The 13,423-nt window shown below is 51.5% G+C and carries 12 protein-coding genes and 1 riboswitch; of the genes, 2 read left to right on the forward strand and 10 right to left on the reverse strand.

Annotated elements, in window-relative coordinates; genetic code table 11:
* The 3 genes from HEQ50_RS03860 to HEQ50_RS03870 all read right to left on the reverse strand — a co-directional run bounded on the left by HEQ50_RS03860 (nt 1) and on the right by HEQ50_RS03870 (nt 2,265).
* Entirely contained in the window at nt 1–915 is a 915-nt protein-coding gene (locus tag HEQ50_RS03860) for a prenyltransferase (RefSeq protein WP_168899206.1), read from the reverse strand.
* 26 nt (nt 916–941) lie between these two features.
* The gene (locus HEQ50_RS03865) at nt 942–1,274 is read right to left on the reverse strand and encodes a MazG nucleotide pyrophosphohydrolase domain-containing protein (RefSeq protein WP_168899207.1); all 333 of its coding nucleotides are present in this window, start codon (nt 1,272–1,274) and stop codon (nt 942–944) included.
* A 145-nt stretch (nt 1,275–1,419) separates the two neighbouring features.
* Nucleotides 1,420–2,265 carry a bifunctional 2-polyprenyl-6-hydroxyphenol methylase/3-demethylubiquinol 3-O-methyltransferase UbiG gene (locus tag HEQ50_RS03870; RefSeq protein ID WP_168899208.1) on the reverse strand — a complete coding sequence of 282 codons (846 nt, stop codon included), beginning with the start codon at nt 2,263–2,265 and terminating at the stop codon, nt 1,420–1,422.
* Between the two features lie 239 nt (nt 2,266–2,504).
* Between HEQ50_RS03870 and HEQ50_RS03875 the strand changes: the two genes are divergently transcribed.
* Nucleotides 2,505–3,020: a VanZ family protein gene (locus tag HEQ50_RS03875; RefSeq protein ID WP_168899209.1), complete on the forward strand. Its 516-nt coding sequence runs from the start codon at nt 2,505–2,507 to the stop codon at nt 3,018–3,020.
* Nucleotides 3,021–3,217: 197 nt separating this feature from the next.
* On the opposite strand, the gene HEQ50_RS03880 is transcribed toward HEQ50_RS03875, so the two are convergent.
* The 6 genes from HEQ50_RS03880 to HEQ50_RS03905 all read right to left on the reverse strand — a co-directional run bounded on the left by HEQ50_RS03880 (nt 3,218) and on the right by HEQ50_RS03905 (nt 8,756).
* Nucleotides 3,218–3,655 carry a GtrA family protein gene (locus HEQ50_RS03880; protein ID WP_168899210.1) on the reverse strand — a complete coding sequence of 146 codons (438 nt, stop codon included), beginning with the start codon at nt 3,653–3,655 and terminating at the stop codon, nt 3,218–3,220.
* A gap of 292 nt (nt 3,656–3,947) precedes the next feature.
* Nucleotides 3,948–4,475 (reverse strand): folate family ECF transporter S component, encoded by a 528-nt coding sequence (locus HEQ50_RS03885; RefSeq protein ID WP_334427150.1) that lies wholly within the window; start codon nt 4,473–4,475, stop codon nt 3,948–3,950.
* Between the two features lie 39 nt (nt 4,476–4,514).
* A riboswitch (THF riboswitch) is annotated at nt 4,515–4,612 on the reverse strand.
* 51 nt (nt 4,613–4,663) lie between these two features.
* A complete protein-coding gene (locus HEQ50_RS03890; protein ID WP_168899212.1) occupies nt 4,664–5,530 on the reverse strand; it encodes a DegV family protein in 867 nt (288 codons plus the stop codon).
* A gap of 225 nt (nt 5,531–5,755) precedes the next feature.
* Nucleotides 5,756–7,003: an MFS transporter gene (locus tag HEQ50_RS03895; RefSeq protein ID WP_168899213.1), complete on the reverse strand. Its 1,248-nt coding sequence runs from the start codon at nt 7,001–7,003 to the stop codon at nt 5,756–5,758.
* Nucleotides 7,000–8,259, reverse strand: coding sequence for an ectonucleotide pyrophosphatase/phosphodiesterase (locus tag HEQ50_RS03900; RefSeq protein ID WP_211089195.1), 1,260 nt, complete (start codon nt 8,257–8,259; stop codon nt 7,000–7,002). The genes HEQ50_RS03895 and HEQ50_RS03900 overlap by 4 nt, the downstream gene beginning before the upstream one ends.
* 65 nt (nt 8,260–8,324) lie before the next feature.
* The gene (locus HEQ50_RS03905; protein WP_168899214.1) at nt 8,325–8,756 is read right to left on the reverse strand and encodes a MarR family winged helix-turn-helix transcriptional regulator; all 432 of its coding nucleotides are present in this window, start codon (nt 8,754–8,756) and stop codon (nt 8,325–8,327) included.
* Between the two features lie 270 nt (nt 8,757–9,026).
* Here HEQ50_RS03905 and HEQ50_RS03910 point away from each other — a divergent pair, with 270 nt between their 5' ends.
* On the forward strand, nt 9,027–10,739 hold the full coding sequence (locus HEQ50_RS03910; protein ID WP_168899215.1) for an NFACT RNA binding domain-containing protein: 1,713 nt from the start codon (nt 9,027–9,029) through the stop codon (nt 10,737–10,739).
* Between the two features lie 108 nt (nt 10,740–10,847).
* Here the strand turns inward: HEQ50_RS03910 and HEQ50_RS03915 are convergent, their stop codons facing one another.
* Nucleotides 10,848–13,421, reverse strand: a complete 2,574-nt coding sequence (locus HEQ50_RS03915; protein WP_168899216.1) for a carbamoyl phosphate synthase — start codon at nt 13,419–13,421, stop codon at nt 10,848–10,850.
* Nucleotides 13,422–13,423: the final 2 nt, after the last annotated feature.

Below are 13,423 nucleotides of genomic sequence, written 5' to 3' on the forward strand. Positions count from 1 at the left end.
CTAAAACCAAGTGCCCGCAACAAACAGCAACGGGTACGCAACAAAGAAGATGGACGCACTCTTTACCGTCGTCATAAAGGTTTTCTGCTTGTCCTGTACCTTGAAGAAGGGCCGCATACCCCACCACATCGCCGGTAGTAATAGCACGGTATACCCGGTACTCCAAGGCGCAATTTTTAAAATCACATTGACTAGCGGCCACAGGCTCCCCATAACGAGAAAGGACTGAATTAATCTGACGGCGCCTGCCTGTCCTAGGTAATAGGCTAACGTATATCGTTGGTTACGGATATCCTCTTCACGATCGGCCGTATTGTTGGCCAATTGTAACGTAAAGAAGATCAGCGTTAATGGCAGGCACAGCAAGAAAGTGATCCCTACCGTGGACCAAGTTAACGGCCGTTGCCCATACGTTGAGACCACGACGCAAGTCAGCTGAATCAGAAAGGCAATTGAGAGGGCCACCACCGTTTCACAGAATGGCGTCGCATTAATCGGTCGAGGCCCAGCCGTATAGAAGATACCAATAACGTAACCCAACGCCCCCAGTAGAAGAACCAGCCACCCCGTTCGTGAGACTAGCCAGATCCCTGGCAAAAGAGCTAGAACGTACAGTCCGATCGCCAGGCGACCCACGCCCTTCACAGGTAAGTTCAGACGTCCCAATGGATTGGTCTTTTGGGCGTAATCCACCCGATCCCGGGCGTGCAGATAATCATAGTAGTTGTCCGAGACATTTACAGCCAGGTCAAAGATAAAAACCGTCACTAGACACAAGCCAACATTCAGCCAGTTAACCACGCCCAAGTGAAACTGTGCAATTGCCACGCCTAGGACGAACCACATGATATTTAAAGGTGCTGTGTAAATCTCCGTTAGCTCATAGAACACCGGCCACGTTAACCATCGTTGCATTAAGAACTCCCCCGCTCATGTTAAAGTTAAACCGTCTGTTCAGCGTCCGCAAAACGCCGCATTAATTTTTCTTCACTCGCTCGCAGAAGCGCCTGGGCGTCCACATCGTACAGACTACTGATGACGAGAATCTGATCCAAGGCGTCGGCTAGCTCTTCCTTGAGATTAGCCTGCAACTCCGCAGCCGTCGCTGGTTGTTCACCAGGATGATCTCGACCAATCTCAAATGCTCGAATGGCTCGCGCCACTTCCCCCGTCTCTTCGGTTAGAAAATTCAGATGGACGAATGGTGAATACTGATACCACTGACGCTGCTTGTAAAAATTAACCAGCCACTGCTGGTGATCCGTAATCGTCACTTGATGCCCTCCTTTAGGTCCGTCTTTAACTTTAGCAAATTTGACCGCATTCACCAAAACACTCGTCTTACAAATTTAGTTATGACGCGTGAGTTTCAATCGTGGCAAGCGTTACGATCCCGGCCACAAAATGAAACCATTCCCACTAGGCTGACGGCTTCCGAGCGACCAAAGCAAACGTTAACGGAATTTGTGGCGCCCCTTCTGGTAGTTCGTACCACCCATCACGTTGGATGAGATCGGGCAAGGCTGGCCATTCGGTTCGCGGATATTCACCCAAGAACTCAACAGTTAAGCCTGCCGCCAATAATGCCGTCATGAGCTCCTGAAAGTCGTGGTTCCAGTTATGGTTCACCGTGTGCTGAATTTTATGTTCGGAATGATCCGTATATGAACTGTCCTGCTCGTAAGTTAACGCACCATCGTTAAAGTAGTCCGCATGCACGATAAACGATTCAAAATCTAGTGCATTTAAGAAGGGGTGGTCATCGCGAATCATGAATGTCCCGCCCGCCTTAAGCAGCGCCGCAATCGACTGTGCCCAACTCGTGAGTTCCGGCAACCAGGTGATGGTACCCATACTGGTGACGACCACATCGAACTGGGTCTGAATCTTCTGACTGGCGAACCGGGCGTCACCTTGAACGTACGTGATGGGCGCGTCTGCACGTCGAGCAATCTCACGCGCATCGACTAGCGATTGGGGCGAGAAATCCAGTCCCGTTACCTGAGTTGCTCCAAGCCGTTGCCACGACAGCGTGTCGGTACCGATGTGACACTGTAAATGTAATAGGCTCAAATTAGCCACCGTCTGCTGTGGCAGCCATGGTTTCAGCACCGCAAAATCGTGTTGAACCGTCGTCGTAATCTGATGTGGATCGGCAACCAGCTGATCGACACCATAAAAATCCGAGGCCATATGTACTTTGGCCCGATCGTCCCAATTCTTCTGATTGTCAGTTAGTTCTGAATGATAGTCTGCTTCACTCATTGACAACGCCTCCCGTTTTAATGATGTGCCTAGCATAGCATACGGCCAGGTGGGCGGCAACGCCATCCGCAAACGTCCCGAAAATGTGATCTTTTTGGGGCGAAGACCTTATGAATTTGCTAAAGGCCCAAAGAAACCTTAAAACCACCGCCAGAATGCCCACAGCTAGTCAATTGTGCGTTAGTCTAGAAACATGTTGAACGACTGTTTAAGCTATCGTATCTTACGGAGGTGATTCGATGCGCTGGGAACCCTTATTAATTATCTTACTCATGGCCTGCTTAAGTGGCCTACTCATCGTCACGACCATGCGTAAACACCGGTGGTTTGCATTGTTAACCTTGGCTTATCTGACCGGATTAGCTGCGATCCTATTTACGCCAATCTCATTCTCAGGTACCGACATCTATATCATGCCGGCGGGCTTTGGCCGTGTGAACCTCACACAATTAGATGTTTTGAATCTCGGTTTTGCGGAAAATATTTTACTGACACTGCCCTTGGGTCTGCTCCTAAAATGGTTAGTTCCAAAGATGTCACTGCTTGGCGTTGGCGCATTTGGCCTCTTCGCTGGTAGCAGTATCGAAACCATGCAGTACATCCTCTCCCAACATTGGCTGATCAATCGCAGTAGCGATATTAATGACGTTTTAGCCAACGCCCTGGGTATTCTTATCGGCGGTGCCGCCGTAGCCGTATACTACCGCCTACGCGTCACTCACCGCCGACAACGGCAACAGCACGCTGTGGCCTAAGCCAAACTGAGCCAAGTTCTCTCCGATTGCTCGGAAGAAGGACTTGGCTTTTCTGATGCTTAATTCCCCCCTACTAACTACTAATGTTTTTTCTCACAGATTTGTTGCACAGTTTCTTTCAAAACTTGATCTTATTTCCACTCTTGAAGGGACGAAAAAACACGTCACCCCAGCTGAGACAACGTGTCGATTTCACTTCAATCATTCATTGACGAGGTCGCTTTGGTCTTGCGAAAAACGAACCATTTACTGAAGAAGTAATTGGCCAGAACCACGACCACCTGATCGACCAACTTAGTCAGCATCTCATTTTGCGACAACAATGAGACCCCAATCCACATGATGCCTTCATCCAAAATCAACGTGACGGCCCGAACGGAGAAAAAAGTGACAATCTCCCGACCTAGCGCGCCAAACGTCGTGAAGTGCGAGTGGAATACCCAAACACGGTTAGTCAGGTACGCGAACAGTACCGATACAAACCATGCCACGGCCGTCCCAATCTGATAGTTCCAGTGCCACAGGCTAGACGTCACAAAGAAAACGACTAGGTTAACCAACGTTGTCAATCCCCCGAAAAATAGGTAGGCAATGACACTCTTGTATTTATCATAAAGCTGTAGTAGCTGTTTCATAGAAATCCTCCCCGAGATGGTCCCTCGTCAATCTTTGTTATAACTGAATTTTTAGCCTGACACAAGCGAAACCCCCGATTCAATAGAAAAAGTTAAGGGTTCAGGCATTAAACAAACTCTCCCTAGTAACGAGTTCGTGTTTAAGTTGTGGGTTAGTCGTTGTTGCGGATGTGGTGGTTTATTTGATGGTTTAAGTTAAAGTAATTTATTTAATTTAGCCTAATTCAATTCGGATAAACCCATTTAAAAAACACCATTCCGACGTTGCCGCCAAAATGGTGCCCCTTTTCAATTAAAGTTTTAATCGTTGTTGAATCCGCGCAACCACCTGACTCTTGAAGAGCAAGTAGAGTAACACGATTTGAATTGGCGTCATAATTCCCTCTTTTAAGAGCCGTACGGGCAACAAGCCCCAGAACGGTGTCTTATACATGATCGCCACCCACAACGTGTTCAGCAGGGCATTAACCACCACTGAGATGAGCACCTGTGCGATGATCAATCGTGACCAGCTGACCGGTTGCCGATACAGGAACAAGGCATAAATCAATGATCCCAGAATCGCGGAGATCGTGAAGCCAATAAAGAACGGCCCACCCGACATCAACGTTCCAATCACGTCCACGACTGCGGCGGTCATCATCCCCCACCAGGGACCAAACAACCGGGCGATCAACGCGGCGACCAGGAACGTAAAGCTAAACTTCAAAAACGCCGGTCCCACCGAAAAACTCTTGATCACCAACTGTAGCGCCATCAATAGCCCCATCGTGACCAAACTCAACGTACTCAGCTTAGGCAGCCGAGATTCTACCGTCATCTTCAATTCAGACATCTCCTAAGGGAGTTGCCACATCGCTGCGGCCAATGCGGAAATAAAATCGCGGGCCAATTGCCCTTCGTCCGGTGTTCACATTGCGTTCCACCAGCACTTGACGCTTTATTTCCTACTCCGTAAATTTTAATTACAGCAACTAGCTTACCATAACCACTTAGAGGATGCACGCTTTATGCGCGATCAAAATCTTTTAGCCAAGCCAGCGCCAACGCCTTTTCTCCCAGATGCGTCCCGATAACCGGGCCAAAGTAGGACCGCTCGACCGGAATCTCGGGGTATTGCGTGGCAATCTTATTGGCCCACATCTGTCCACCATCGGGATCGTTGGCATCGATGACCAGCGCGCGTAGTGGATAGTCAACCTTAGCCTGGGCTTCAACGAAGAGATCTTCTACCCGTGCCAGCGCCTTCTTCCGCGAGCGGACCTTTTCGAAGGCCACAATCTCATGCGTCTCATCATCAAACGTTAGTAGTGGTTTGATCCGCAGCACACTGCCGATGAATCCCGACGCGTTAGATAGCCGGCCGCCGCGAACCAGATTTTGCAGGTCGTCGACGACGAAGTACTCCCCGATTGTTGCGCGCAAATCGTCTAAGCGGGCAATAATCTCGTCGGGATCGGCGCCCTTGGCGGCCATTCGTGAAGCCTCAATGGCCAAGTACCCCATCAATTTGACCGTGATCTGTGAATCATAAGGAATCACCTTGATGTTTTCAATCGTTGGGGCTAACGCCTTGAGTTGGTTCACAAAGCCCGAAATGGTGCTTGCCAAGTGAATACTAATCACCGCATCGTAGCCCTCTTCGGCTAAATGATCGTAAAGATTGATCATTTCTCCTAACGGTGGTTGCGACGTGCTCGGAAAGGACTTGGAATTCCGTAACCGTTCGTAAAATTCACTCGTGGTAATATCAACATCTTCATCGTAGGAGCGACCATCAATGATCACCGGAATTGGGACGACGTGAATGTGATACCGCTCGACCTCTTCTGCGGACAAATAGCTGGTACTATCGGTGACCACAGCAATCTTCATGTTTATACCCCCACTTTATTTATCGTTTGTTTAAACCGCTTGTCGCTGATGCGACCGCGACTGACGACAGCGACATCCCCCTAAACGCGGACACGCACTGTACCGTACTGGTGGTCACAATGACTTCGCGACCACCCATTCGGCTCGTCATTTCTAAGAAACTCGCCTCATTTCAGAGACAAATTAAGTTTCAGAAACTAGAATACCATAAATCGTGCAACACGACTAGGATTTGTCCGCGGCCGTTCGGGGAATTGTTAGGAAAATAATCAACCCAACGACAAATAAAATGGACAGCGAGGCCGCCCCAATCCGTGACTGACCGGTCATTTGCGTGACCACCCCGACCAATATGGGACCGAGAACCGCCGAAAATTTCCCCAAAATGTTGTAAAATCCAAAGAACTCACTCGACCGTTCCTTGGGCACCAACCGGCCAAAGTAGGACCGCGATAGCGCCTGAATTCCTCCCTGGCTGGTCCCGACCAGCACAGCTAAGATCCAAAAGTCAGTCGTCGTTTTGAGGTTTAACGCATCCAGACAGATAAGCAGATAAACCACAATGGCGATCAAAATTCCCGTCCGCGTACTGGTCTTTCCCGCCAGCCAGCCATAGAAGATGGAGAACGGAAAGGCCACCAGTTGGACGACCAGTAGGACCATGATTAAGGTCGTACTGTTAATCCCGATATCTAAGCCGATCGAGGTCGCCATGGTAAAGATGGTATCGACCCCATCGATGTAGCAGAAGTACGCGATTAAGAACCAGGCCAGATATTTGTGTTGCCGTAAATGGCGAATGGTCTGCCACACGCGGTGCCAACTCTGACGGAGCGGCGCTTTAGTCGCATCCAAGGCGTGGCGTTGATGAACGTGCCGTTGGAAGGGAATGTAGAAGATCACCCACCACAGCGCGGCTAGGGCAAAGCCCCACCGTGCCACGCCCAGGCTGGTCAACTGACCGAACCCGTTCGTGAATTCCAAGACCATGAAGAGGACGAAGGCAATCACGCCGCCCAGGTAACCGAAACCGTAACCGACACTCGACAACCGGTCCATTTGCCGGTCATCACTCACATCGGTCAGGAAGCTGTCGTAGAAGAGATTACCGCCCGAATAACCGAGAATCGAGAGAATGTAGATGACTAACAACCATTGCCACTGCGAAGACGGCAATAGCGCAAGGCCCAGGGTCATCACCATCCCCAGGCTAGCAAACCCGGTGAGTAGGCGTTTCTTATACCCGCGATAGTCCGCCAGTGCGCCTAGAAACGGGGCCAAGATGGCCACCAGTAGTGTCCCAAAGCTATTGGCATAGCCCCAGTAGGCCGTCGCATTAGCCGCGGCAACACCACTACTCTGCGCAACACCCTTGAAGTAAATCGGAAGAACCGCCGTCGTCACGATAATGCCGTAACCGGAATTGGCCCAATCGTAGAAGACCCAACTCCACTGTTCTTTAGTCAGCTTCATCGACTCTCCTCCTTAAACGCCGCCGTGAGGGCGTGTCCCGGAAGCGGTTCTGGAAATTGAACGCCCAGTAGCTGCGCAAAGGTTGGCGCCTCATCAATTAGCCGTGCATCTTCAATGGTCTGATTCGGCTTAATGGCCGGGCCGTTTAACACGAGGGTGGTGAAGTAGTCAGGCTTGTCGGGATCATAACCGTGGACCCCATAATACCGGTCGGGTTGTCCCAGGCTATCCGGATCAACGGCTTCAACCACCGCCGGCCGCTGAACCTCATCGGTAAAGTAATAGCCCGCCTGTGCTTCAACCATAAACTGGCAGTGCGGATCGGCGCCGCGTTTGGCCGCAGCCGCCCCCGTAATCACCTGCGCGACCCCGGGCGTCTGGGCCAGCACTTGCCGCAACGTCTTAACATCCGCAAACTTACGCGTGTAAATGTAGGTACTCCCATCACAGGACTTGGCCCACACGTGCCAATCGTTTTTGACGGTGCCGTTAGCCGTGGGCGTTAACCAGCCCCGTTCGGCAAAGGCCTGGTTCAAATGAATCATGTGATCCACATTGATCTGATAGTGGTCTCCCAACACGGCAAAGTTCGTCGTCGCAAAGGTTCCCGCCGCAATCGTCGCATCAATGAGCCGGCCAACGCGCGCGTCCAATCGTTTCAACGCCGCCATGGCTTCCGTGGAGCGAACGCCGTACCGATGACGCATGCTGTCCATATCGACCAGATGGATCAACGTCAACATCGGCTTTTTGTGAACAATGGTATCCACCGCACAAGCCGTGATGAAGTCATCCAGTTCGGGCTGCTGAATCCCCCGCCGCAGATGCCCATACTTCTGGTTCATTCGGAGCAAGAAAGCCGGACTGCTGGCCTTTAACGAGACCAGTACCTGATTGGTCCAGATACGGTTAGGAAAAATTTCCGCCAGATTATATGTAATCTTGCTTCCGGCCGTCACGGGCCAGAGGAAGGCCGCGGTCTTTTGATGCCGCTGACGCACCAAGTCATACAGCGTGGGGACCTTAACCGCTCGCTGGTACCAGTACCAGTCGGGAGATCGCCGCTGGGGCTGTTTCTTGGTATTGTTGACAATCCCATGAACCGCCGGATACTGCCCCGTAATAATCGTGGTGTGGGAGGGGTAAGTCAACGTGGGATAAATTCCCCGTACCCGACGAACCCGTGTCCCGGTGACCACCAATCGCCGTAGATTCGGCAGGTCCTCGAGATGTTCATCCAAGTCCCGACTACCCATTGCATCTAACGAAATCACAACTAATCTCTGCTGAATAATCACTCACTCCTTATGCTTAAACGCCCTTATGGTTCCTTTACGGTGCGTTGCCGGTCCATACTCTTATCGAGCCGGTTTAATAGTATTTGTAATAAATTGCGTTCGTCGGTTGACCAATGCTCAAAGACATCATCGGATAACGCCTCAAAAGCCGAGTTGATGGTCGCCGCCGTTTCGGTGCCATTGTCAGTTATTGTATATACCAACTGACGTTTGTCCCGTCCAATCGCTTGCTTTGTGACCATGTCTTTGGCCACCAACCCCTTGAGTTGGCGACTCAGTGTCGATGTATCCAACTTGGTCTTCTGGGCAAGAATTTCTTGGGTATTCTCACCACCACCAATATGGTCAAGTAATTGCCACTCAGACACGGTCAGATGGTGTTGCTTGGTCATCCGTTGCAGCAACGTCTGTTGTACTTTATTGATGGCCATTAACGCCGCTAAACTGGATTTCATTTGCCCTCACTCCTTTTGATTGTATTGTACAACGATTTGGTTGTTTATCACAAGTCAATTTGATGACAAGTTTTAGCGGGATTCGGTTGAATTCCAAGGAAACATCTTTGCACTTCCGTCAATAGGCCGGTATACTTTAAGTTGTGTCGTTTTTAACGGTAAAAATTGTGCGTGTTGCTAGCGGTGAATGCCCCCGTCGGCCGCGCAACTGTTAATCTGAGCATTTCCTCATCAACTTATAAAAATCAAGTTTAGAAAGGTGTTGTTTTTATGTCATTTGACGGGTCTTTCACCCATGCAATGGTTCAGGAACTCAGCCACCAGCTGACTACCGGCCGGGTTAGTAAGATTAATCAGCCCTACGACAATGAAGTCGTCCTGACGATTCGGGCCAATAGTCACAACTATCCCATTCTCCTATCGGCTAATCCCACCTATGCGCGGATTCAAGTGACGCAGATTCCTTACGTTAATCCGCCCGTGCCAACCAACTTTACCATGATTCTTCGAAAGTACCTGCAAGGTGCCATCTTAAAGGATATTACTCAGGTGGCCAACGACCGGGTGGTCCACCTGCACTTCACCTCTCGTAACGAATTGGGTGATCAACAGGAACTGCTATTGATCATCGAAATCATGGCGCGTCACAGTAACGTCATTCTCGTCGATAGTGCCAGTGAAAAGATCCTGGACGCCATCAAACACGTGGGCTCCGATCAGAACCGCTACCGGCTCTTGTTGCCCGGTGCCCAGTACATTAATCCCCCTAAGCAAGATCTTGCCAATCCCTTTGCGGGGCCACTAGAGAGCCTGTCACAGACGCTCCGTGATTTTCCCAATCGCGATGTATTGGCACAAACGTTGCAGCACCAATACCAAGGTCTCGGGAAGGACACCGCGGCGGCACTTGCCAGCGCGCTTCACGAACCGGGTGACGCCAATCAACATTTTCACGACTTTTTCGCTGGCTTCGACCAACCCCAACCCACGCTCACCATCTCGCCCAAGGGCAAGACCAGCTTCACCGCCTTCCCGTACCCAACGGATGGTCAGCAGCAGGCGGCCACGACCCTCAGTGAGCTACTGGACACCTACTACCAGGACAAGGCCGAACGTGATCGCGTCCAGCAACAAGGTAGCGTCCTGATTCGGGTCGTCCGTAACGAGCTCAAAAAGAACCGCAACAAGCTCAAAAAGCTTCAACGGACCCTCGCCGAAACCGAGAATGCCGATGACTATCGCATCAAGGGCGAGATTCTAACCACCTATCTCCATCAGGTTGAACGTGGGCAAACCACCGTCTCACTCCCCAACTTCTATGATGAAAACAAGCCGTTAAAGATCCAGCTCAGTAACCAGCTCTCACCCAACCAAAACGCGCAGAAATACTTTAAACGCTATCAGAAAGCCAAGAACGCGGTCACCTACGTGAACGAACAGCTTAAAATCACGCAGGCCGACGTCGACTACTTCACCAACATCATGGCGCAGATTGAATTGGCCGCGCCTAAAGACCTGGTCGACATTCGCCTGGAGCTACAACAAGGCGGCTATCTTCGCGACCACGATCACCAAAAGAAGAATAAGAAGCAACGTCGCCAAAAGGTCAGCAAGCCGGATCGGTTCACCGCTAGCGATGGGACTCAGATCTCCGTGGGTAAAAACAACCTGCAAAATGACCAATTGAGCCTGCACACGGCCAAGCGTACCGACATCTGGCTTCACGTCAAGGACATGCCGGGATCCCACGTCATTATTCACGCGGACCATCCCAGCGAGGCCACCATTTTGGAGGCAGCCAATCTGGCGGCCTACTTCTCTAAGGGCCGTGAGTCCAGCAACGTTCCCGTGGACTACCTTCCCGTCAAACGATTACACAAACCTAATGGCGCTAAGCCTGGGTTCGTGATCTTCACCGGACAGCACACCGTCTACGTCACACCGGAAAGTGCGCTGGTTGAAAAATTGGCGGCTAATAATTAAGCTAGTTGTATCTAGCAATTAGTCTTTAAGCAAAAAGCATTCCGTCAACCAAAGTTGATAGAATGCTTTTTGTTATATGCAATTTTAAGTTCATCAACCCAAACCCGGTTAAATGGTCCGGTTAATGATCTTATCGAGCTGTTCCGTATCGCTGAGGTTGCTGAGCGTCAAGGCTTCGCTCGATCCAAAGGCAATAGTGGCGCCCATTTCCTGATCCGTGGTTCCCGGCCGGTTCAAGACGTGTAACTGTCTAAACGGGAAGACGGCATTCATTAGGGCCACGCGCTTGCTATTGAGATCAATCTTGACCGCACTCAGCTCGGCATCGTCCAGGGTCCCGATGTGTTGGCGGGTTAACATCCGCACCCAGTTAATCCCCGTGACCTTACTCAAGAACGCCATCTCAGTCAGACGAGTTGGTCTAAGGCCGACCACGTCCAGCTGTTTGCTAGTGGTCTTCTTGGGGGCAAAGAGTACCTGAACCATCCCCGTCAACTGATGCTCACTCACGGCCTGTTTTGCCTGCTCGACTAAGCGCAACCGGTCGGCCTTGGGCAGCTCGGCCGGCATTCGAAAGGCCGTGACCTGGGCAATCTCTTGATTCATCCCCGGCGCGATCATGTCCATGACACCAACGGCAATCTTATGCTGCGCGTGGACAAATAAGCTCACCCCAATGGTCGCATGCGTTGGCTGCGGTTGTCCAATTTCCTGGTCCGGTGGCAACACGTGTAGGTTCAGGTTCAGCTTGCTCAGTTCCCGCGTCAGGTAGTGACGGTTCCCCGGCACGATCACGATGTCCGGATGCTCCACCTTGATGACGTTTAGAACGTCACCCAGTTGAATCGGGTCCACGTACTGTTTATCCGTGAACTCCGGCGCAATTCCAATGGCATTGGGATTGGTATTCATCAGGATCGTATGGAAGCCCGCCCGCTTGAGCTGCTTGAGCATCTCGGTCGTAAAATACTCCGCCGCCGTGTTTGGCCCCAGCTGATTCCCACCGCGTCCTAAAACCAGCGCCGTCCGGTCCCCTAGCGGTTCGCTTTCATTTTCGTACTCGAAGGTACTGTAATACCCGCTGGCGTGTTCGTCAAACTCACCGGCCGTGGGTTCAATCATCTTATAGGTCGGTTGGATGTCCGCCTCGGCGGACAGTCGCCGTACCGTGGTCGTCTCCGTTTGCCAGATTCGGGCAATCATGCCGTCGCCAAAGCCGTAGTACCGCGCAATCTTTAGGGTATCGACGTCTAGCGGATTGTCTTTGATTTGTTTTTCAATCTTCAACAGATGCTGGAGCTTCACGAAATAAAAATTATCAATCTTCGTGAGTTCACTGAGTTCATCCGGTGCGTACCCCCGTCGCAGGGCTTCAATCAAGACCAAAATCCGGTTAGCCAGTGGATGAATCAATTGGCTAATCATTTCCCCATCGGTGAGGTTACGGACACTAGGCAAAACGTCCCGGGGTGAAAATTGCGAGCTCCGCACCGACTTCAGCATGGCCTCTTCGACCGACCGGCCAATCCCGATGGTCGAGCCCACGGCCTTCATGACCGTGTCCAAATGCTGATCGGCATCCGGAATCTCCTGGAAGGGCCAGATGGGAATCCGCACGCTCACGTGGTCAATGCTGGGCTCCATGATGGCCGTCTGTTTGATAAAGCGACTGGGCAATTTGATATCGACCAATCGCTGCCCCAGCAGTAATCCACCCACCACAAAGGCCAGTGGATACCCGGTCGTTCGCGCGGCCAACGCCACGCCTCGGGTGAAGTACGGGGCAATCTTGGTGACGTAGAAGTGCTGATTGTCGGGGTTCAGGGCAAAGTGGATGTGGATCACGCCCACAACGCCCAGTTCGGTCGCTACCCGAAAAGTCGCATCGCGTAAGTCCTGATACTCGCGATCATTTAACGTTTGCGGTGGCGTCACCACAATCGAATCGCCGGAATGAATCCCAATGGGGTCCACGTTTTCTAGACCGGCAATCAGGATGCGGGTATCCGCGACATCGCGAACCGCAATCATTTCAATTTCTTTATACCCCACGACACTGCGCTCCAACGTACACTGGTCGAACCGCGACTGCGAGAAACCCTGTCCCAGGGCATCCAGCATGTCGTCCACGTTTTCACAAATCGTCCGGTTCGTATCCAGCCGCGGGGCCACCGGCTTCACAATCAGGGGAAACCCGATCGACTCAACCAGCCCCAAGGCCTCGTCTTCCGTGGCCACCACCTTGGCCTCGATGACCGGCTCGTGGATGTCTTTGAGCGTGCTATTCAAGGCGGCCGGGTTGTTAATCTGACGCACCGTGGCCGCGGGCATCCCCAAAATGGTAATCCCAAATCGTCCAATGTCGCCGCTTTCAATTAGTTCCTGCGTGATTCGCACGCCCAACAACCCACCCAGCGTCGGCAAAATGGCATCCGGCTGGTCCCGTTCAATGATGTGCCGCACGTTAGCGGTCGTGACCGCCTGAATATACATGTTGGTCGGTTGAATCTCTTCAAGGGCGACGGAAAAGGGGTTGTTATCAATCACTAATGTCCGAACACCGTGTTTTTTAAAATTCGTGATGATCTGTACCGTGGCGCTGTCCAGCTCGGTCTCGTGGCCAATCTCCGTCGGACCACTCCCAATGATCAAAACTTTTTGTAAGTCATCCAAGTTCTGCAAGC

The organism is Lactobacillus sp. HBUAS51381 (genome assembly GCF_012641095.1).
Classification (GTDB): domain Bacteria; phylum Bacillota; class Bacilli; order Lactobacillales; family Lactobacillaceae; genus Levilactobacillus.